The following is a 20,169-nucleotide window of genomic DNA, read 5'->3' on the forward strand; positions in this document are numbered from 1 at the left end:
CATGCCTACCATGCTGGCCTCCGTCGTCACCGAACACGGCTCATCCGATCTGGTCGTCACATGCCTCGAAGGCGGATCAGTCGAACGAATCACCTACGCGCAGGCCTACATTGACTCCGCGACCATGGCGGCACGACTGATCAACGCCGGCGTGACCAAAGGCGTCCGCGTGGGGATCCTGGCCCCTAACGGCCCTGAGTTCGTCGTGGCGTTTCTCGCCGTCACCAGAATCGGCGCAGTCGCGGTGCCGCTCAACACCTTTCTTCAACCCGCGGAGTTGCGCTGGGTCCTTCGCGATGCCGACGTGCACACCGTCCTCTCGGTCGAATCGGTCCTCGGCAAGGATATGTTGGCCCGCCTGGCAACGGCCGCCGAAGGATTCGAGGTGCCACTGCGCTCTCGCGCACTTCCTCAACTACGTAACGTGCTCCCGCTGGTCGAGACGAGTGGGTGGCCTTGCGGATGGCCAGAGCCCGTCGCGCCCGACTTCTTGGCGGCATGTGAACGAACCGTCCGGCCCTCCGATGACCTGTTGGTGATCTACACCTCGGGCAGCACGTCACACCCCAAAGGCATCGTCCACACCCACGGCACCGCGATCACACACTCGAGATTCATTGCTACACAGCATGGCTGGAGCGGCGAAGACCGGATCTACGTGCCGATGGTGTTCTTCTGGGTGGCCGGGCTGATCTTCGGCTTCCTCGGCCCGCTCCAGCTGGGCGCTACGGTACTGACCGAGCACAAGTTCGACGCCGGCCACGTCCTGCGGCTCCTGGAACAGGAACGGGCCACCTACACCACCGGATTCCCGCACGTGGGCCCCGCTCTCGTCAATCACCCCGACTTCGCAACCACCGATCTGTCCCGGCTGCGCGAGGGATACCAACAGGCGCTGCTCGCTCCCGACCGGCGCACCTCCGACCCTTCGTTGCGGGTTGCCCAGCTCGGTATGACGGAGACCTGTAGCAGTCACACCTGGTGGCCACCGCACGAAGAGGTTCCCGAAGCCAAGCGCGGCTCGCTCGGGGTTTCGGCGCCGGGCTACGAACACAAGGTGATCGACGAGCATGGTGTCGAGGTCCCCAACGGGGTGACGGGCGAGATCTGCGTGCGCGGCCCGGCATTGCTGCGCGGCATGATCGGCAAGCAATGGCACGAGATCGTGGACCGCGACGGCTGGTTGCACACCAAAGATTCCGGTTACCGAGACGATGACGGACATCTGTATTTCGCCGGACGGACCGACGAAATGATCAAGACGTCGGGCACGAATGTGGCCCCCATGGAGGTCGAAGCCGAGCTGCGCCGGCTTCCCGAAGTCCGGGTGGCCTACGTGGTCGGCGTGCCCGATCCGGAGCGGGGTGCGATCGTGAGTGCGGCGGTCGTGCTCAACGACGGCCACCGCGCCACCGCGGAGGATCTGATCGTGGCGTGCCGGGCGCGGCTGGCCGCGTACAAGGTGCCCAAGAAGTGGGTGATTTTGCCGGACGCGGAAACCCTGCCCTACACGACGACGGACAAGATCGACAAGCGCCGTCTGGCGGTATTGATCAGCGAAGCTGCCCTGGCATGACCGACAGTGCACTCGCCGACCTAGCGGCTCGCGTCGATCGACTCGAGGCGCTCGACGAAATCCGGCAACTCGCCGCCAAATACGCGATCGCCCTGGACATGCGTGACCTCGATTCGCTCGTCAACCTCTTCGTGGATGACGTCGGCGTTCCGGGTAGGCGTCGGGGTCGGGCGGCGTTGCGCCAGTGGTACGACACGGAACTACGCCACGACCTGCTGGGAAGCGCACACGGCGTATTGGGCCACGTGATCGACCTTCACGACGCCGACCATGCCAGCGGTCTGATGTACTCGCGCAACGACCTCGAGACGGCGTCGGTGTGGGTTATCGAACTGCTCGCCTATCTCGACTCGTATGAACGCCGCGACGGCAGATGGTACTTCGTGCGACGCACGCCACTGTTCTGGTACGAAAGTGATCTCGCCGATCCTCCCGTCGGCCCACGAAAAATGAGGTGGCCCAACACCGCAGCACACGAGGGCGGCTTCCACGATGCATTCCCGAGCTGGCAGGAGTTCCGCGCCGCCGACCCGGGACGATTCGATGCGCCGGTACGCGCCCCCGCGCCCGCCGGCGAGTGGATCCGCACCCTGCGCCGCGACGGCCCTGTGCCGCAGATCAATCCGACGGGGCGCGCCGCTGACGATCCGAGGAATGGCTAAATGGCCGAAGGGTCGGACCCCGTGGCATTCGCGCTGACAGATGAACAGCGTGACTTCCGGTCGGCGGTGCGCGCTTTCCTCGAGCACTATTCGCCGGAGCCGGAAGTGCGGCGGGCGATGCAATCCCACGACGGTTACGACACTGCGGTGTGGCGAGCCATGGCCGAACAGCTGAATCTGCAAGGCCTGGTGATTCCCGAGGCATACGGCGGTGAGGGCTTCGGATACACCGAAATGGCATTGGTCCTCGAGGAAATGGGGGCTGCACTGCTGCCCGGTCCCTATTTCGCATCCTCGGTGTTGGCGGCGAGCGTGCTCGTGCTCTGCGCTGATGAGGATGCCAAGACGCGGTATCTGCCCGGCATCGCCAATGGGGATACCATCGCCACCGTCGCCCTCACCGAACGCAATGGCCGGTGGAATCTCGACGGCATCGAAACACGGGCCGAGCACGTGGACGGCGGCTGGACGCTGCACGGCACCAAACACTATGTGCCAGATGGCATTCTGGCCGATCTCATCCTGGTTGTGGCACGCACGGGCACCAGTGTAGGTGTGTTCTGTGTCGACGACGTGGCCGCACTCGACCGGCGCCCGCAGTCGACGCTGGATCCGACTCGTCGCCAAGCCGTCATCGACATGGTCGGCGCGCCGGCCACCCAACTGGGCGCTGATAGCGCCACCCTGGCCTTGGCACTCTCGCACGCCTCTGCCGCGTTGGCTTCCGAGCAAGTCGGAGGTGCGCAACGATGCCTCGATCAGGCTGTCGGCTACGCCAAGGTACGCCATCAGTTCGGGCGGCCAATCGGGTCATTCCAAGCGATCCGCCACGCCTGTGCTGACCTGATGCTGGCAGTCGAATGCGCCCGGGGTGCAGCGCAATACGCCGCTCATGCCGCTGATAGGCTTCTCGACGCTCTTCCCGGCGCTGCGGCCTTGGCCAAGGCACACTGCACCGAGGTGTACGCACGAGCCGCCGCAGCGAACATCCAGCTACACGGCGGTATCGGATTCACCTGGGAGCACCCGGCCCACCTGTACTTCAAGCGGGCGCAGTCCTCGGCCATGCTGCTCGGCGACGCGGACCACCATCGTCGTCTGTTGGCGGACTGTGCCGGCTTGTAGCCGCTAGAAGTCCGTTCCGCCGTCGATGTTGATCACCGCGCCCGTCAAGTACGCGGCGCGGTCGCTGAGCAGGAACGCCACGAGTTCACCCGCCTCGTGCGGGAGCCCGCCGCGCCCGAGCGCTACCCGCATGTTCCAGTCCGGATTGCTCGAAAGGTGGGTATAGATCGCCTCTTCGAGAGGTACGCCGTACTGTGCGGCCCTTCTTTCCCGGATGTGATCGTTGGTCTCGGTGTCAAACAGCCCCGGGCACATCACATTGACCCGAATGCCCTCCGGCCCGTGAGTTTTGGCCAATATCTTCGACATCGTGAGCACGGCCGCCTTGAGTGCGTTGTACGGCGGGATGAGGATCTTGGGTGCACGCACCGAGTACGCCGCGGTAGTCACGATCGTGCCCCCGCCGTTACGTTGCAGATGGGGAATGACCGCCCGACACGACCGGACCGTCGCCATCAGGATTATCTGGTAGTACCGATCCCACGACTCGTCACCGTGTTCCAGGAACGGTCCCTGCTGGTTCATCGGGCCGGCGGTCACTGCCAGTCCCCGAAGCGGCCCCAGTTCGTTTGCGGCCCGGTCGATCGCCCGCTCGACTCCGTTTCCGGGTGCGGCGGCGTCCACGACGATACCGACGGTCCGGACACCATACATATCACCGAGTAGCTTTGCGCGATCGACCGCGCGCTGTTCGTCACGAGCCAACAGCGCGACATTCGCGCCCTCGGCGGCGAGTTGGTGTGCGGCACCGAAGCCCATACCAGTGGTCCCGCCCACCAGCACGAAGTTGCGGTCCCTGACCCCGAGTTCCACGCTCAGCTCCTCCGCGCCGCAGTCGGCACGCCCCAATATAAACAACTAAACAAGATATGTATCGATGCATACTACGACGCCGCCAGGCGCGACCTCGACGTTGTGCCGCGCCGAGGCTCATCAGCAGCCTGAACAGGTGATGTCGCGTAGCATGATTACCTTGGCGAGGTCGCCGTAAGGGCCCTCCCATCAGGCAAGGAGCGTTATGGCAACCTCACGCGCGGCGGCCGACGTCGAGGAACAGGACGAGTTCGATCGGCGCGATCAGATCCTGGAGGCGGCCAACCAGTGCTTCACGCAGCTGGGCATTCAACGCACCAGCGTTCAAGACGTAGCGCGGATGGCCAACGTTTCCCGCGGCACCGTGTACCGCTACTTCGAGGATCGCAACATTCTGATCGACGCCGCGATCGAATTTGGCGCGCAGAAGTTCTACGAGCTGGTCGCTGCCGCGATGGCCAAAAAGTCGACCTTGGCCGAGAAACTTGGTGCGATGGCAGAAACGCACGCGACGATCCTGCTCGACCACCGCACCCGCAACCGTCTGATGGCCGACGATGCGGAGCTGATGCGCCACATGATCTCCGATGGCGACTCAGCTGTCCGGCGCTCGACCCAGTTCCTGGTGCCGTATGTCCGGGACGCACAAAAGAAAGGCGAGGTCGGCTCCGGCATCGACGTCACCGCCGCGAGCGAGTGGCTGGCACGGATCATCTACTCGTTCTCGACGGTCAACGAAGCGCAGACGTTCGACATGTCCAAGCCCGAGACCGTGCGAAAGTACGTGGAGAAGTTCGCCGTCAACGGTCTCCGCTGACCTGTACGAACCCATCGACCCGTGCTGTCCAATTGAACAGCACTTGTATTACTGTGCTCTGCGAGGTCGTGGCGCGGTCCGCGCGGGCAGGTCGGAGGACACAAAAACCCATGGCGGAGATCTGGCGCGAAGAGCGGCAACGGCCGATGTTGGTGCGGCAATCGCCACGGGCCGTGTGATGACGGACCGATCATTGACGGGCAAACGGATCGTCGTTGTGGGCGGCTCCGCCGGCATCGGCCGCGCTTTCGCCATTAGGGCGGTCATGGACGGTGCCCGACTGGTCGTCGCCGCCCGCCGCGAGCTCCCCGCCGAGGTCCTTGCCGAGGCGGTCGCGGCGAAATCGGTATCGGCTGATATCCGCCTCACCGAGGACTGCGCCCGCATCGGACAGCTGGCGGCTGACACCCTGGGTGAGGTGGATCTGCTGTTGATCTGCGCGGGTTACGCGCCGCTCAAAGCCTTTTCCGAGGTCGATGCCGAGGACTGGATGAAAGTGCTGACAACTAACGTCATCGGCGTCCACCAGGTCATCCAAGCCCACTTGAAACTGCTCACGCCGTCGGCGGTCGTCGCCGTGCTGTCGTCGGATTCCGTGCGCCACCCACACCGTGCCCTCGGCGCGTACTCCGCCAGTAAGGCTGCGATGGAGCGGAGCCTGGTCGCCTGGCGGCTAGAACATCCGGGGTACCGCTTCAGTTGCGTGGAGGTCGGCGCGACCGTTCCCACTGACTTCATTTCGGACTTCGATCCCGATCTTCTCGGAGTCGTTGCCGGCGAATGGATCTCGCGTGGACTCGTTCCAGCGACACACATGACGCCGGAGTCGGTCGCGGACACGTTGGCGGGGATCTTCGCCAGCGCGCTCGACAATCCGAATGTCGGACTAGAACATCTGACGCTCAAATCGCCTGCAGCACCGATGACCTCATGAACGTTTCGCCGCTGTTCAGATCCGAGTTCGCGTGGGAGGCACGCAATGACGACTGAGGTCGAGTCGGCTTGGCCGACCCACCCTGACTACCGGATACGTATCAATCCTTGCCTTTCAATCCTTGCCTTTTCAAAGGTCAGGTGTGGGCGGACGACATACTCCTGGCGGAGAGTGACGATTGCCTGATTGTGAATGAAACCGACCACGTCGATCGCCTCTACTTCCCCGAGCAGTCCGTGCGGTGGGAACTGTTCACGCCCTCGGAGCGCACGACGATCTGTCCGTTCAAGGGTGTTGCGTCCTACTGGAACCTCACCGCCGCAGAACCCGCGACCGATGACATGGTCTGGACGTATCGCTCCCCGCTTCCCGAGGTCGCAGCCCTCGCCGGCCACGCTTCGTTCTACTCCAACACTCTGCGGGTCGTCGTCGTGGAAACCTGGCCCGACGGCACTTCGGTACCCACGTCCTTTCCACTCTGGGGAGACGCCGCCGAGCTCGTCCGGCTGATCGACGTGGAGCCCGCGGCCGAGCGGCAATTCGTCGGACCCGCGCACGGACCCACCCACCGCGACGTCGTCGAAGGCGGCCAGTTCGCCGCGGAAGCAATCGTCGCGGTCTCGAAAACGCTGACGGGCCAGCGTGTCACGTCGGCCTCATTGAGCTTTTTGAGATCAGCGCCCTTTACGGCTCCGGTGGATATCGAGGTAGATGTGTTGCGGAGGGGAAGAACCCTTTCGACGGCCGAGGTTCGGATCAGTCAGACCGGCACATTGCGCAGCGCGGGACTGCTGCTCGCCGACTCCGGCGCAGCCGATGTCATGCGAGACGTCGAGAAGATGCCCGATGTAGTCGGCCCCGACCAAGCACTGCCGTTCGCCGGCTTCGGCATGACGGGCAGGGAGATTCGTGTGGTAGACGGCGCCTACGATCCGAATCCCGACCGGGTGGCGGCTCCTCGTATCGATGCCTGGGTGCGCTTCCGCGACGCTCCGCAACAGAGCTACCTGCATGCCGCCCTGCTCGCGCAGTCGACGACGCACTGGACGATCGCTGCAGGCATGCTTCCTCATCACGGCTTCGGGGAAGCGCGCGCCCACCGCGACCTGTCCACTGGAATCATAAAGCTAGACATCGCCTTTCACGACGAGGTCGACGTCACCGACTGGTTGCTTTACTCGAACCGGGCGTTCTGGTCTGGGCGGGGACTGGTACAGGGCGAGGGGCGGGTCTTCGACCGCGGCGGCAGACTGGCGGCCTCTTATGTCGTGCAAGCCATGGTGCGCAACTTCGACCGTGACCCGGCGTCGATGGGTCATGACAGCCGAACCGCCATGTGATGACTGTCGTGAACATGACCGAAGCCGCAGGCGGTCCGGAACTCAGACGCTCGCACAGCGCTATGCCGTCGCCACAGATCGGCGCGATGAAGCTTTGCTGGTGGGCGTCTTGCACCTGGACGAGGTTTATCCGTATCAACGCCTCCCAACCGTTAGGGGAGGTATCCAGCAGACCCGACCAGAACATGCCGTCCGCGTTGTTGACCAGGATGGTCGGTGTCCCCGACTCGTGCGAGGTTCTAGCGATAGCGGCGTCGACCTGGTCCTGATCGCGGACATCAGTGACACATCAGATGCACCCAACCTCGGCTGCCGCCGACTCCGCCGTGTCAGGATTCCGCTCCCAAATCGCCACTCGCGCGCCGAATCCGGCTAACGATCCAGCGATCGCGCGCCCGATTCCTGCCCCACCTCCAGTCACGACAGCCACTCTGCCGTCGAGGGCCACCGCGTCGCGAGCCAGCACCGTTGGACGTCCTTTCCTTGGCGCCGATCGAGCACTATCGGCTCGCTTGCACGGCCGACCGGCACTGAAGGCCGTGTGACAGATAAACACTTAGTGTTCTACTATTCACTGTTGACTGGGGATGCCCCTCGCTGGCCGGTCTGGAGGATGACATGAATCGACTGAAGGGCAAGGTCGCCCTCGTCACCGGTGCCGCCCGAGGCCAAGGACGCAGCCACGCCGTGCACCTTGCGGATGAGGGCGCCGACATCATCGCGATCGATATATGCGCCGATATCGATTCGAACGAGTACCCACTGGCAACGCCCGAGGACCTCGACGAGACGGTCAATCTCGTGGAGAAGTCAGGACAGCGGGTGGTTTCGGCCACCGTCGACGTGCGGGACCGCTTCGCGCTGAAAGCCGCCCTCGAAGACGCCGTCGCGCAGCTCGGCGGTTTGCACGCTGTGGTCGCCAATGCTGGAATTTGCCCCCAGGGCAACCACATTCCATTCCGCGGATTCATCGATGCTTTCGATGTCGACTTCGTGGGCGTCGTCAACACAATCCACGTGAGCCTCGACCACCTGACCGCCGGCGGCTCGATCATCGCGACCGGGTCCATCGCCGGACTCGTCGACCAGAAGGATCTCGCAACGGGTGGCGGGCCGCAGGGACCCGGCGGAGCCGGTTATGGCATGGCAAAGAAGATGATTCGGGATTACACCAAGGCGCTAGCCCTGACGATGGCGCCACACGACATTCGTGTCAACGCAGTGCATCCGACCAACGTCAACACGGACATGCTGCATAACGTGCCGATGTACAAAGTGTTTCGACCCGATCTAGCCGAGCCGACTCGCGAGGACGCGGAACTGGTGTTCCCGGTCCTGCAGGCGATGCCGACACCGTGGGTGGAGCCCGAGGACATCTCTCACGCGGTCGTGTACTTGGCATCCGACGAATCCCGATTCGTCACCGGCCAGCAACTGTTCGTGGATGCGGGTGCGGGCCTGAAGATGGGGATGTAGCCGGGCTGCCACCTGCGACCAAAAATTCCGTTACGAAGCCCGGTGAAGTGCTCGATGTGATGCTCAATCCACTCATGGACTGTCATCGCTGAGAACTCCGGTCCGCCTAACGCCTGCACGGCTCTGGTCGGCGCGGACTTGTCGACCAGCTTCTTGAACTTAGTGGCTTATCCGAGCTCTTCGAAGGAGGCCGAGAAATAGTTCCCCATTAGACGGTAGAGGAACCTCGACGCAGGCGCTCCCGTCTTTGCGGGAGCCGCTTTGGAGCGATGCCTTCGCAGGATAATCGGTAAATGTTGATGGCGTGTTGATGAAATGGAAAAACTGGTCAGGACTTGGTGTCCTGACCAGCACTTTCTCGGTGGAGCTGCCGGGAATCGAACCCGGGTCCTACGGCATTCCCTCAAGGCTTCTCCGTGCGCAGTTCGCTATGCCTCTACTCGGATCTCCTGATCACGCAAACTAGTCAGGATGACGATCCCAGTCGCTGTTTGATGTCCCCACGGGCCCCGCGACCGAACCCGTGGGTGGGTCCCTCTAGCTGATGCCGGGGTCCGGGTCGAGGGCGTTCCCGGTCCGACAGACTAGCTTCGCTTAGGCAGCGAGAGCGTAGTCGCGCTGATGAGAATCGGCGCTTATATGGTTGCAACGACGCTTACGGTGGTCTCTTGCCTGCACCGGCACGCTTCCCTTGATTCGATGCGCGAAGTCGAAACCGTTCAGCCCCTTGTCTTGTGTTCTCGCGCTTTGTGTTTCTCAGCCGCCGATTTTCGGCAGGACACTCCATTGTACGGCCCTACCAACCAGCGGCAACGGGATTATGTTCCCGCGCCAGGCTGCGGTCAGATCACGAAGTTCAGCCGCTCGACGATCCGGGCAGCGACCTCCTTGTCACCACCGAGTTCGATGTCCTGCGGGCGCGCCGGGCACATCGGGCGCCCGCCGGCCAGCCGGGTGAACTGCAGGGCATCCACCCGGACGGTCGCCGTCGGCTCCAGCCCGCCGAAATCCGCCACCACCTGGGCGCGCCCGTCGACGCTGACGCGGATGCTGCGCGCCAGCGGGCCGGTCAGATCGAATTGGATGCGGGAACCCTCGGGCGCCTTGGCCAGCTTGCCGACGACGAAGCCCAGGGTGGCGGCGACCTCGTCCAGCGACAGCCGCGACGCGGCGCCTTCCAGCTCCGCGTCCGACGGGCGCTGAATCGCCAGGCGGATGTCTTGCTCGTGCATCCAGCAGTCGAAGGTCCGGATCCGCATGAATCGTCCATAGCTCTCCGGACCCGCTGGCGTAAATCCCTCGGCGTTCCAGTCGTCTACGGACATGTCCTTCAGGACCTTGCGACGCCCCTCGGTCACCGCGCGGAATTGTTCCAGGACACTGCTGCTGGATTGGGTACCGAGGTGGCGGACCCAGCACTCGTTCATCGCCCCGATGTCGTTGCGCACATGGTCAAGTGCCTTGACGTCGATGTCCGGTTCGGGCGCGGCGACGCCGTCGAGAAATAATTCGGTGCCGATGATGTGCGACACCACGCCCTGCACGTCCCAGCCCGGCAGCGGCGTCGCCGCCCGCCACTGCGCCTCGGGCAACTCGGCAAGCAATGCATCGATGGAGTCCCACACCCCGAATAGACCGTTCAGCACGTCGGACTTGTCGAGAATCGAGACAACACGTGTGGCCATGCTCGGATGCTAGGCCGATTAGCGGCCGATCGTTAGACCCACCCGCGCCAGAATCAGACCGGCGATCGTCAGGATGCCCGCCGCCGCGATCGTCCAGGCCGATCCGCCGAATGCGCTAACCCACCCTCCGAGGCTGATTACCAGCAACGCATGGACCAGACGGGCAACGACAAAGGCCCGCTCCCGCAAGACCGACACGAGAACCGTGCGCGGGATCGCGTACAGCAGCCGGCCCAGAATGAAGACCAGCGCCGCCGTGACCACTCCGGTCGCCACGCGCAGCACCACCGTGGGATGACCGTCGCCGTGATTGAACCCGACGAATTGGATCAGGACCGCCAAAACCGTGGCGACGACGGTCAACCGCCGCAACATCTTCGCTAGCACCGCGCCGATATTCCGGCGGACCAGATCACCCAGCGTCGGGTCGCTGCCCGCGGCACCGAGGAACCCCCGCAGAGCGTGGCCGAACTTGCCCCGCTGCAACCGATTGACCGCCATGTTGTTCAGCGCCGCGGCATGGTTTGCATCCAGCGCCAACGCTTGCCGGTAGGAGTCGGTCGATTCCCGGATGCGGCCCATGTCATGCAGGATCGAGCCGCGCAGGACGAGGGCGTCGGGACTGGTGGGGTCGAGCCGCAACGCTTCGTCGATGACCACCAGCGCCGAATTCAATTGGCGGGACTTTTGCAGCAGACGTGCGTAAACCCGGTGTTGCAGAGGCTCATTCGGATGCGTCTTCACACCCTGCCAAGCCATCCACAGCGCGTCACCGTGCCGACCGAGACCATCGAGCGACAACGCGTAGATCCGCATCGCCAACTCGTGTTGCGGCGCGGCCGCCAGTGCGGCGTAGGCGCTTCTCGAAGCACCGTCATAGTTTTCGAGCAAATATTCGGCGCGCGCGTGTTGAGCCAGCAAGCCGGGATCAGCCGGGTTTTGCGCCAGCGAACGGCGCAGAATATCGCGACCGCGTTCGTAATTCTCGGTGTCGAAGTACGCCTCGGCGATATGAATGGCTTGGTCGGCTTGGTCGACACCGGGCTCCGATGCCATCGACAGTTACCGAATTTTCCTGCGCCGCAGGTATTTTGCTAAATCGTCGTAGGTTCCGTCGTTGTTGCCGAATTCGACGATGTTGCGCGCGACCTCGAACCACGGCCCGGTGCTGGGACGGATCTGTGCCGCGGCTTCGTCCACATCGGCCATCGTCACCGGACGAACCTGCCCGCTGCGCATCGACGCCGACATCGCCAATTGCGTTGCGCTGTCGCACACATGCGCAAGATCGGCGCCCGAAAACCCGTCGGTACGCTTCGCGATCGATTTCAGGTCGATACCCGCGACCGGCCGATCTTTCAGGTGCGAGCGCAGAATCCCCGTCCTGGCGTCGGTATCGGGAAGTCCCACGAAGATCATCCGGTCAAAGCGGCCGGGCCGCCGTAGCGCCGGATCGACATCCCAGGGCGCATTGGTGGCGCCGAGCACGTACACCCCGTCGTTGGTCGACGTCGCCGAATCCATTTCCTCCAGCAAGGTATTGACGACCGGTCGCATCCCGGAGCTGCCGCTCAACGCCGAACGCCGGTATCCCAAGGCATCCAGTTCGTCGAAGAACAGCACGCAGGGGGCGTTGCGGCGGGCGCTGTCGAAGACCGAACGGATGCTGCGTTCGCTCTCGCCGAACCAATGGTGCAGCACGTCGGCGATGCCCACCTGATAGAAATTCGCCCCGAGCTCACCCGAAATTGCTTTGGCGATATAGGTTTTGCCGCAACCGGGCGGCCCGTAGAGCAACAGGCCACCGCGCGCCGAAACCTTGTACGCCTTCATCAGCTCGGGATTGCGGATCGGACCGAGCAACGAAAGTTCGATCTGCCGTTTGACATCGATCATGCCCGCGACATCGTCGAGCCGTACGCCGCTGCGCTCCAGGACGTCGAAGTCGCCCTCGTTGACGACCTCGGCGGGCGCGTCGACGAAAGCGGGCTCGATGATGTCGGCGACTTGCCGCTCGGCACTGGACCAATCGAACTGCGCATCACCGGCCGATCCCCCGGTCACGGGTGCTCCCTCGGCGGCCGGCTGCGCGGGCGCCGCAAGCGCCGTGCTGCAGCGCTGCACCAGGCTCAACGCGTTCGCGTTGCCGGCATCTTGGCTCAGCGCCGCGCTGCAGTGGCCCAGCGCCTCCGCGTAACGCCCCCGATCCGCCAGCAAGCCGGCGAGATGCAACCGCAACTCGACCACATCAGGGCTGCGTTCCGCGGCAGCGGACAGCTCCCGAATAACCGGGTCATCACCCAACGTTTTCTCCCGACCTAGTCCCGCCCGGACCATAGTAGGTCGCGCCAGCGAAGTTAGTTGGCGGCGATCATGGCCACCGAACCCATGGCCATCACCATGCCGATTCCCTGCCAGCGAGTCACTCGCTCGCGCAACACCATCATCGCCAGGACGACGGTGGCGGCCGGATACAGCGAAATCATGATGCTGGCCAACGACAACAGCCACGACTGCAGCGCGATCAGTTGGGTCACCAGGGCGCAGATGTCCAGCAGCGCAATTGTCAGCGCCATCTTCATCGACTTCCCGCGCGTCAGCCGCAAGTTACGCCTCGAGGCGGCCAGCGCGGTGATCACCACGGTGGCCGACAGTCGCGCGAACATCAGCGGCCACAGCTTCGAGTCGTGCGGCGACTGGTGCAAGAACACCAAGTCCAGGCCGAACGCGGATCCGGCCAACGTCGTGAGCCAGGCAACCTTGGGGGTGAAGCGGAACTGCGACTTGCCCTCGACCGATGCCTCCCGGCTGACCAGCATCACCGCGACGATCGCCAGCACGACACCCACCGAGGCCGCTGAGCCGGGTCTCTCCCCCATCGCGACCCCGACCGCAACCGGTACCGCGGCATTGAGCACGCCCGCCAACGGGGCGACCACCGAGATGGGCCCGGAGCCTAAGGCGGCGTAGAACGCCCACATGCCGAACGCCTGGCCGATGCCGTACAGGCAACCCCAGAAAATCGCGCCGGAATGAATCGGGCCACCCGCTGCGAAGGCGATCAGGCCCAGCAACACGGCCTCGAGAGGATAGGCGGCCAGCATCACGCGCAGCGCCGCCACCCGTCGCGCTGCCACGCCGCCGAAGAAATCGCTGACCCCGTACGAGACGGCGGACAGCTGCGCGGCGGCGGCTCCGATCAGTTCATACCCTTTGCTCGGCGACCCAGCTCCCGTAGCACTTCACGCTGGGCGTCACGGCGCGCCATATCCTGGCGCTTGTCATGTGCTTGCTTGCCTCGCGCTAGCGCGAGTTCAACCTTGACCTTGCCCTCGGAGAAGTAGAGCGACAGAGGCACTAGCGTGAGGTTACCATCGCGAATTTTTCCGATGAGTGTGTCGATCTGTCGCCTGTGCAACAACAACTTCCGATTACGACGAGGATCATGGTTTGTCCAGCTACCGTGTTCGTACTCGGGAATGTGCAAGTTACGCAACCACACTTCGCCGTCATCGACCGTTGCGAACGCATCGGCCAGCGAGGCTTGTCCTTGCCGCAGACTCTTCACCTCGGTGCCGACCAAAGCCACTCCGGCCTCGAACGACTCCAGGATCGAGTAGTTGTGCCGCGCCTTGCGATTGGACGCCACAATCTTCTTACCGCCCGGCTTGCCACCACTCGCCTTGGCACCACTGGACTTTGCGGTCACAGCTAACGCCGTACGTAGAGGCGCAACGTCGCGTAGGCCGTCAAGCCGGCCATCGACACGCCGAGCAGGAACAGAACCGGAGAGATGTAAAGGATGTCGGCATAGTCAACGCGAGCGATCAAATTGGCTTGGTAGAACTGATTTAACGCGTTGTCCAGGAACAATGCGCGCACTACGAGCAAGCCGCCAACAGCGATCGCCACACCGAGGGCCGCCGCGAACATCGCCTCCACCAGGAACGGCAGCTGGGTGTACCAGCGACTTGCCCCCACCAGCCGCATGATCCCGATCTCGGTGCGCCGCGTATAGGCCGCAACCTGAACCATGTTGGCAATTAACAAAATCGCCCCGACAGCCTGCACCAATGCCACGGCGAACGCGACATTGCTCAAACCGTCCAGGACCGCGAACAGCCGGTCGATCAGGTCTTTCTGGTTGAGAACCGAGAGCACCCCGGGCTGGCCCTGCATTGCCAGGTCAAAGTCCTTGTGCTGCTCGGGATTGTTCAACTTGACGATGAAAGACGCGGGGAAGGAATCCTTGCCCGCAACGTCCTTGTACTGCGGGAACTTTCGGATCGCGTCGTCGTAGGCGTCCTGACGATTAAGGAAGCGAACCGATTCGACGTCATCGCGACCCTCGATCTTCGTTCGCAACGCCTTACACGGATTGGTGCTGCACGCCGGGTCGTTGGCGGAGACGTCCTCGGTGAGAAACACCTGCGTCTCGACGCGGTCGAGGTAGATGGCGCGGGAGTGTTCGGCCAACCGAACCACCAGCAGACCACCACCGAACAGGCCGACCGAAATCGCGGTCGTCAGGATCATCGCGACCGTCATCGTCACATTTCGACGAAGACCGGTCAGGACCTCGTTGAGCAGGAAGCCAAAGCGCACTAGCGGTCCATCCCATAGACGCCGCGCTGCTCGTCGCGAACCAGCCGGCCCAGCGACAACTCCACGACGCGCTGCCGCATCGAGTCGACGATGTGGTGGTCATGCGTCGCCATCAGCACCGTCGTCCCGGTGCGGTTGATCCGCTCCAGCAGATCCATGATGTCGTTGCTGGTGTCGGGGTCCAGGTTTCCGGTGGGCTCGTCGGCCAGCAACACCAGCGGCCGGTTGACGAACGCGCGCGCGATCGCCACGCGCTGCTGCTCACCACCGGACAGCTCGGTCGGCAACCGGTTGGCCTTGCCGGATAGGCCGACCGTCTCGAGCACGTCGGGCACCACCCGGTTGATCTGATCGGCGCGCTTGCCGATGACTTCCAGCGCGAAGGCGACGTTTTCATACACCGTCTTTTGTTGTAGCAGACGAAAGTCCTGGAAAACGCAGCCAATCACCTGACGCAGCTTGGGCACATGCCGGCCGGGCAGCTTGTTGACGTGGAACTTCGACACCCGCACGTCCCCGGTTGTCGGCGTCTCCGCGGCCAGCAAAAGTCGCATGAACGTCGACTTGCCCGACCCCGACGGGCCGATCAGGAAGACGAATTCACCCTTGTCGATTTTGACGTTGACGTCGTCCAACGCCGGACGCGCCGACGCCTTGTACTTCTTGCTGACACGGTCAAGGGTGATCATCACGGCACGCCAGTGTAGCGGTGAATTTCGCTGAACCGCGAAGATCAGCGCGCCGGTGGCGCCGATGTGGGCGAGGGCCCCGGCCCCGGCATCGGCTGCTGCGGGGGCGGTGAAGTGGGGCTCGAGCTGGGCGGACAGAAGGGCGGCGGCAGCAGGCAGGGCAGCTGGAACGGCGGCGGTGAGGTGGTCGTGGTCGTTGGCGGCGGAGGAGGCGCCGTGGTGGTCGGAGTCGGCGGCACCGTACTCGTCGGAGTCGGAGCATACGTATTGGTTGGCGCCGGCGGCTGCACCCTGGTGCGCGGCACCCAGGTGTAGTTCGGGTCTGGCACGAAGCCGGGCGGTACCACCTGCGAAGGCGGCGGTTTGGGGGGCGGCTCCGGGCGGTTGTCGTTATAGACCCACCAGACCCCGAAGAACGCGACGATCAGCACCACGGTCGAGGTGCGCATGCGGCCACCGAACACATAACGCGGCCAGCGGCGGTCCTCGTCGCGGTGCTTCTCGAGGACGTTGAGAGTCAGCTTCACTGCTTCACCGACTCCTGCGCTGCCTCGGTGGCCTGCGCCACGCCCGCGTCGTCTTGAACCACGCTGACCGTCGCGTCGGCGGTGGTGACGATGCCGGCACGACCGAGCGCCCGCATGACCAGCACCCGCAACTGCCGGCCCGCCTCGAACTGTTTGCCGGGCAGCGTGCGGGCCACCATGCGCAGCGTGACCGTGTCGACTTCGATGCTTTCCAGTCCCATCAGCGTCGGTGCATCCAACAGCAACTCACCCAGCAACGGGTTGTCCATCGCCTGGTCGCACACCTCGTGCAAGACCTCGTTGACCCGGTTCAGGTCGGCGCTGGTCGAGACGGGAATGTCGATCACCGCCCGCGCCCAGTCCTTGGACAGGTTGACGGTCTTCACGATCTGGCCATTGGGGATGGTGAACAACTCACCATCCGACGAACGCAGCCGAGTCACCCGCAACGTCACGTTCTCGACCGTGCCGCGCGCCTCGGCGCTGATCCCGGCGACCGTCAACGAGACCAGGTCACCGAAGCCGTACTGCTTCTCGACGATGATGAAAAAACCGGACAGCAGATCCTTGACCAGCTGCTGAGCGCCGAAACCCAGCGCCGCACCGATGACGGTGGCCGGCGCCACCAGGCCGCCGACGGAAAAGTTCAGCACGTCGGCAATCTGGACGACGGCCCAGATCGCGATCAGGACGATCGAGACCCACTGGATCACCGACGCCACGGCCTGGCGATGCTTGGTCGCCTCCGAGCGCACCAAGGCGTCGCTTTCGGTGAATCCGACGTCGAGCTGCCGGGTGACCTGCTGAGCTACCCAGGTCACGAAGCGGACCGCCAGCACCGCGGCGATCAGCAACATGACGATGTGCAGACCCTGGTCCAGGATCCACCGACCGGTGTGGCCGTGCCAAAAGCCGTGCCACTGCTGAGTCATCGTCATAGCAACAAAAGTTGTATTAGTCGTCATCTTTTCGGTTGCGCCACCGGATTCCCGCTTCCAGGAACCCGTCGATGTCCCCGTCCAACACGGCCGCCGGATTGCCAACCTCGTACTCGGTTCGCAGATCCTTGACCATCTGATACGGATGCAACACGTAGGAACGCATCTGATTGCCCCAGGAGCTGCCGCCCTCACCTTTGAGCGCGTCCAGCTCAGCGCGCTCTTCTAAACGCTTGCGCTCCAACAACTTTGCTTGAAGAACCCGCATCGCCGCAACCTTGTTCTGCAATTGCGACTTCTCGTTCTGACAGGTGACGACGATACCGGTCGGGATGTGGGTGAGTCGAACCGCGGAGTCGGTGGTATTGACCGATTGGCCGCCGGGACCGCTGGATCGGTACACGTCAACTCGCAAATCGCCTTCCGGAATATCGATGTGATCGGTGGTCTCGACCACCGGCAGCACCTCGACTTCGGCGAACGACGTCTGCCGGCGGCTTTGGTTGTCGAACGGGCTGATCCGCACCAGCCGATGGGTGCCCTGTTCCACCGACAACGTGCCGTAGGCAAACGGTGCATGCACGGCGAAGGTGGCGCTTTTGATCCCGGCCTCTTCGGCGTAGGACGTGTCGAACACCTCGACGCCGTACTTGTGTTGCTCGGCCCACCGGATGTACATCCGCATCAACATCTCGGCCCAGTCCGCGGCGTCCACCCCGCCCGCGCCGGAGCGGATGGTGACCAGCGCCTCGCGCTCGTCGTACTCGCCCGACAGCAGCGTGCGCACCTCGGCGGCTTCGATGTCGGCGCGCAGCGCCTTCAGCTCGGCGTCCGCCTCGGCCAGCTCGTCGGCGCCGCCCTCCTCGGCGGCCAGTTCGTAGAGCACCGGCAGGTCGTCGACGCGCTGCCGCAATCCCTCGATGCGGCGCAGCTCGCCCTGGGTGTGCGACAACTCGCTGGTCACCCGCTGCGCGTTGGCTTGGTCATCCCACAGTTTCGGATCGGATGCCTCATGTTCCAGCTTCTCGATGCGGCTGCGCAGACCGTCGACATCGAGCACCCTCTCCACCGTGGTCAGGGCGGAGTCGAGGGCGGCGATATCGGCTTGACGGTCGGGTTCCACAGCCGACCACGTTACCGGCGCGCTGGTCGGCGGCGAATGCTCAGGTCACGACGCGCAGCACTTCGACCACCTTCCGGGGATACCGTCTAGCATCGAATCACCATCATCTGCGCCCGGGACTGCGACGCCCAGCCCATTCTCAGCCCCTTGCGTCGCAGCAAGGCATGAACAGAAGGCTTGGGTATGCGTCGATTTCATGTCGCCATCGTCGGCTCCGGACCGTCGGGATTCTTCGCCGCAGCATCTTTGCTGAAGGCCGCCGACACCTCCGATGAAATCGACGTCGCGGTCGACATGCTGGAGATGTTGCCGACGCCATGGGGCCTGGTGCGCTCCGGCGTCGCGCCCGATCACCCCAAGATCAAGTCGATCAGCAAGCAATTCGAAAAGATCGCCGGCGATCCACGCTTCCGGTTTTTTGGCAACGTGGCGGTGGGTGAGCACGTGACTCCCGCTGAACTCAGCGAGCGCTACGACGCCGTGATCTATGCGATCGGGGCGCAATCGGATCGCTCGTTGAAGATTCCCGGCGAAGATCTGGCCGGCAGCATGGCCGCCGTCGAATTCGTGGGCTGGTACAACGCCCACCCGCATTTCGAGAACGCGACCCCGGATCTGTCGGGTGCCCGCGCCGTCGTCATCGGTAACGGCAATGTGGCACTCGACGTCGCCCGCATTCTGGTCACCGCCCCCGACGCGCTGGCAGCCACCGATATCGCCGATCACGCCCTGGAATCGCTGCGCCCATGCGGCGTGGAAGAAGTGGTGATCGCCGGCCGGCGCGGACCCTTGGAGGCCGCGTTCACCACGCTGGAGTTGCGCGAGCTCGCCGACCTCGAAGGGGTCGATGTGATCGTCGATCCCGCGCAACTGGAGGGCATTAGCGACGAGGACGCGGAGGCCGCCGGCAAGACCATCAAACAGAACATCAAGGTGCTGCGCGACTACGCCAACCGCGAGCCGCGCCCGGGTCATCGTCGGATGGTGTTCCGGTTCCTGACATCGCCGATCGAGATCAAGGGCGACGAGCGGGTCGAGGGAATTGTGCTGGGCCGCAACGAATTGGTCGCCGACCAAAGCGGGCGGGTGTCGGCCAAGGACACTGGGGAGCGCGAGGAGCTGTCTGCTCAGCTGGTGGTGCGCTCGGTCGGCTACCGCGGCATGCCCACCCCGGGGCTGCCCTTTGACGACCAGACCGCGACGATCCCCAACACCAACGGCCGGATCGAGGGCAGCCGCAACGAATACGTCGTCGGGTGGATCAAGCGGGGGCCCACCGGAGTCATCGGCACCAACAAGAAGGACTCTCAGGACACCGTCGACACCCTGCTCAACGATCTAAGCGGCGCTGACGAACCGTCCAAATTCCCGGACGACCATGCCGACACAGTGGCCGACTGGCTGGCCTCGCGCCAGCCGAAGCTGGTCACCTCGGCCCACTGGGACGTGATCGATGCGTATGAGCGTGCGGCCGGAGAACCGCACGGGCGTCCCCGGGTCAAACTGCCGAACCTCATCGAACTATTGCGCATCGGCCACGGCTGACCTGTTGCAATAGCGTTGGGGCTGAGCGTGATTCAGCGCCTGACGACGACCAGGCCCGCGCCGGCGAGTAACAGGACGATGGCCGAGGCGATCGCCCACCCGGCGCCGGCGAGCCACCAGATGATGCCCAGCACCGCGAGCGCGGGTGACACCGCGAAGAGCACCAGGACCGGGTGCTCGCGTATCACCGCAAGTGCACTTTTCGCCCGGATCGGGTCGATTTCTTTGCCCGCCATGGCTAAAGAATGCCATCTCCGAAGCACAATGCAAGAGCAAAGGCATCCGGCCGCGACCGGGCACCGCAAGCGATTTCA

Annotated in this window: 20 protein-coding genes, 1 other RNA gene and 1 pseudogene; 8 read left to right on the top strand and 14 right to left on the bottom strand. The window is 63.9% G+C overall.

What is annotated here, in order from left to right:
- Position 1: 1 nt before the first annotated feature.
- The 3 genes from G6N54_RS10510 to G6N54_RS10520 are packed head-to-tail and all read left to right on the top strand — an operon-like array spanning position 2 to position 3,363.
- The gene (locus G6N54_RS10510; protein WP_232073614.1) at positions 2-1,576 is read left to right on the top strand and encodes a class I adenylate-forming enzyme family protein; all 1,575 of its coding nucleotides are present in this window, start codon (positions 2-4) and stop codon (positions 1,574-1,576) included.
- A complete protein-coding gene (locus G6N54_RS10515; protein WP_163790017.1) occupies positions 1,573-2,238 on the top strand; it encodes a nuclear transport factor 2 family protein in 666 nt (221 codons plus the stop codon). Before G6N54_RS10510 ends, G6N54_RS10515 begins: the two co-directional genes overlap by 4 nt.
- A complete protein-coding gene (locus G6N54_RS10520; protein WP_163790019.1) occupies positions 2,239-3,363 on the top strand; it encodes an acyl-CoA dehydrogenase family protein in 1,125 nt (374 codons plus the stop codon).
- 3 nt (positions 3,364-3,366) lie between these two features.
- Here G6N54_RS10520 and G6N54_RS10525 read toward each other — a convergent pair whose 3' ends face one another.
- A complete protein-coding gene (locus G6N54_RS10525; RefSeq protein ID WP_163790022.1) occupies positions 3,367-4,176 on the bottom strand; it encodes an SDR family NAD(P)-dependent oxidoreductase in 810 nt (269 codons plus the stop codon).
- A gap of 205 nt (positions 4,177-4,381) precedes the next feature.
- Here G6N54_RS10525 and G6N54_RS10530 point away from each other — a divergent pair, with 205 nt between their 5' ends.
- The 3 genes from G6N54_RS10530 to G6N54_RS10540 all read left to right on the top strand — a co-directional run bounded on the left by G6N54_RS10530 (position 4,382) and on the right by G6N54_RS10540 (position 7,267).
- Positions 4,382-4,993, top strand: coding sequence for a TetR/AcrR family transcriptional regulator (locus tag G6N54_RS10530; RefSeq protein WP_163790024.1), 612 nt, complete (start codon positions 4,382-4,384; stop codon positions 4,991-4,993).
- 178 nt (positions 4,994-5,171) lie between these two features.
- Positions 5,172-5,927, top strand: a complete 756-nt coding sequence (locus G6N54_RS10535) for an SDR family oxidoreductase (RefSeq protein WP_163790025.1) — start codon at positions 5,172-5,174, stop codon at positions 5,925-5,927.
- A 188-nt stretch (positions 5,928-6,115) separates the two neighbouring features.
- Positions 6,116-7,267, top strand: a complete 1,152-nt coding sequence (locus tag G6N54_RS10540; protein ID WP_232073616.1) for a DUF427 domain-containing protein — start codon at positions 6,116-6,118, stop codon at positions 7,265-7,267.
- Positions 7,268-7,379: 112 nt separating this feature from the next.
- Here the strand turns inward: G6N54_RS10540 and G6N54_RS10545 are convergent.
- Positions 7,380-7,733: pseudogene (locus tag G6N54_RS10545) on the bottom strand (SDR family NAD(P)-dependent oxidoreductase); the annotation flags it as partial.
- 152 nt (positions 7,734-7,885) lie between these two features.
- On the opposite strand from G6N54_RS10545, the gene G6N54_RS10550 reads away from it, so the two are divergent.
- A complete protein-coding gene (locus G6N54_RS10550; RefSeq protein WP_163790027.1) occupies positions 7,886-8,743 on the top strand; it encodes a mycofactocin-coupled SDR family oxidoreductase in 858 nt (285 codons plus the stop codon).
- Between the two features lie 359 nt (positions 8,744-9,102).
- On the opposite strand, the gene ssrA is transcribed toward G6N54_RS10550, so the two are convergent.
- From ssrA to prfB, 11 genes are all read right to left on the bottom strand, one after another.
- Positions 9,103-9,470: a transfer-messenger RNA gene (gene ssrA / locus G6N54_RS10555) on the bottom strand.
- 115 nt (positions 9,471-9,585) lie between these two features.
- Positions 9,586-10,428: a maleylpyruvate isomerase family mycothiol-dependent enzyme gene (locus tag G6N54_RS10560; RefSeq protein ID WP_163790029.1), complete on the bottom strand. Its 843-nt coding sequence runs from the start codon at positions 10,426-10,428 to the stop codon at positions 9,586-9,588.
- 18 nt (positions 10,429-10,446) lie between these two features.
- Positions 10,447-11,484 (bottom strand): tetratricopeptide repeat protein, encoded by a 1,038-nt coding sequence (locus G6N54_RS10565; RefSeq protein ID WP_163790031.1) that lies wholly within the window; start codon positions 11,482-11,484, stop codon positions 10,447-10,449.
- Between the two features lie 6 nt (positions 11,485-11,490).
- A complete protein-coding gene (locus tag G6N54_RS10570) occupies positions 11,491-12,732 on the bottom strand; it encodes an ATP-binding protein (protein ID WP_163790033.1) in 1,242 nt (413 codons plus the stop codon).
- 53 nt (positions 12,733-12,785) lie between these two features.
- Entirely contained in the window at positions 12,786-13,535 is a 750-nt protein-coding gene (locus tag G6N54_RS10575) for an EamA family transporter (protein WP_232073758.1), read from the bottom strand.
- Between the two features lie 92 nt (positions 13,536-13,627).
- Positions 13,628-14,137 carry an SsrA-binding protein SmpB gene (gene smpB / locus G6N54_RS10580; protein WP_163790036.1) on the bottom strand — a complete coding sequence of 170 codons (510 nt, stop codon included), beginning with the start codon at positions 14,135-14,137 and terminating at the stop codon, positions 13,628-13,630.
- A 2-nt stretch (positions 14,138-14,139) separates the two neighbouring features.
- Positions 14,140-15,033 (bottom strand): permease-like cell division protein FtsX, encoded by an 894-nt coding sequence (ftsX, locus tag G6N54_RS10585; RefSeq protein ID WP_163790038.1) that lies wholly within the window; start codon positions 15,031-15,033, stop codon positions 14,140-14,142.
- Complete coding sequence (gene ftsE, locus G6N54_RS10590; RefSeq protein WP_163794650.1) at positions 15,033-15,722, bottom strand: cell division ATP-binding protein FtsE; 690 nt, start codon at positions 15,720-15,722, stop codon at positions 15,033-15,035. Before ftsE ends, ftsX begins: the two co-directional genes overlap by 1 nt.
- 44 nt (positions 15,723-15,766) lie before the next feature.
- Positions 15,767-16,249, bottom strand: a complete 483-nt coding sequence (locus tag G6N54_RS10595) for a hypothetical protein (protein WP_163790040.1) — start codon at positions 16,247-16,249, stop codon at positions 15,767-15,769.
- Positions 16,246-17,214: a mechanosensitive ion channel family protein gene (locus G6N54_RS10600; RefSeq protein ID WP_232073618.1), complete on the bottom strand. Its 969-nt coding sequence runs from the start codon at positions 17,212-17,214 to the stop codon at positions 16,246-16,248. The genes G6N54_RS10595 and G6N54_RS10600 overlap by 4 nt, the downstream gene beginning before the upstream one ends.
- Complete coding sequence (prfB, locus tag G6N54_RS10605) at positions 17,204-18,310, bottom strand: peptide chain release factor 2 (protein ID WP_163790042.1); 1,107 nt, start codon at positions 18,308-18,310, stop codon at positions 17,204-17,206. The genes G6N54_RS10600 and prfB overlap by 11 nt, the downstream gene beginning before the upstream one ends.
- A 183-nt stretch (positions 18,311-18,493) precedes the next feature.
- Here prfB and G6N54_RS10610 point away from each other — a divergent pair, with 183 nt between their 5' ends.
- Entirely contained in the window at positions 18,494-19,855 is a 1,362-nt protein-coding gene (locus tag G6N54_RS10610; RefSeq protein ID WP_163790043.1) for an FAD-dependent oxidoreductase, read from the top strand.
- Between the two features lie 32 nt (positions 19,856-19,887).
- On the opposite strand, the gene G6N54_RS10615 is transcribed toward G6N54_RS10610, so the two are convergent.
- A complete protein-coding gene (locus G6N54_RS10615) occupies positions 19,888-20,091 on the bottom strand; it encodes a hypothetical protein (protein WP_163790045.1) in 204 nt (67 codons plus the stop codon).
- Between the last annotated feature and the right edge of the window lie 78 nt (positions 20,092-20,169).

The sequence above is a fragment of the Mycobacterium stomatepiae genome (assembly GCF_010731715.1).
Taxonomy (GTDB): domain Bacteria; phylum Actinomycetota; class Actinomycetes; order Mycobacteriales; family Mycobacteriaceae; genus Mycobacterium; species Mycobacterium stomatepiae.

Coding starts and splice junctions, on each gene's coding strand:
- G6N54_RS10530 (WP_163790024.1), top strand. CDS start 4,382: ATGGCAACCTCACGCGCGGCGGCCGACGTCGAGGAACAGGACGAGTTC.
- G6N54_RS10510 (WP_232073614.1), top strand. CDS start 2: ATGCCTACCATGCTGGCCTCCGTCGTCACCGAACACGGCTCATCCGAT.
- G6N54_RS10535 (WP_163790025.1), top strand. CDS start 5,172: ATGACGGACCGATCATTGACGGGCAAACGGATCGTCGTTGTGGGCGGC.
- G6N54_RS10615 (WP_163790045.1), bottom strand. CDS start 20,091: ATGGCGGGCAAAGAAATCGACCCGATCCGGGCGAAAAGTGCACTTGCG.
- G6N54_RS10610 (WP_163790043.1), top strand. CDS start 18,494: ATGCGTCGATTTCATGTCGCCATCGTCGGCTCCGGACCGTCGGGATTC.
- G6N54_RS10565 (WP_163790031.1), bottom strand. CDS start 11,484: ATGGCATCGGAGCCCGGTGTCGACCAAGCCGACCAAGCCATTCATATC.
- G6N54_RS10515 (WP_163790017.1), top strand. CDS start 1,573: ATGACCGACAGTGCACTCGCCGACCTAGCGGCTCGCGTCGATCGACTC.
- G6N54_RS10560 (WP_163790029.1), bottom strand. CDS start 10,428: ATGGCCACACGTGTTGTCTCGATTCTCGACAAGTCCGACGTGCTGAAC.
- G6N54_RS10550 (WP_163790027.1), top strand. CDS start 7,886: ATGAATCGACTGAAGGGCAAGGTCGCCCTCGTCACCGGTGCCGCCCGA.
- G6N54_RS10520 (WP_163790019.1), top strand. CDS start 2,239: ATGGCCGAAGGGTCGGACCCCGTGGCATTCGCGCTGACAGATGAACAG.
- ftsE (WP_163794650.1), bottom strand. CDS start 15,722: ATGATCACCCTTGACCGTGTCAGCAAGAAGTACAAGGCGTCGGCGCGT.
- G6N54_RS10600 (WP_232073618.1), bottom strand. CDS start 17,214: ATGACGACTAATACAACTTTTGTTGCTATGACGATGACTCAGCAGTGG.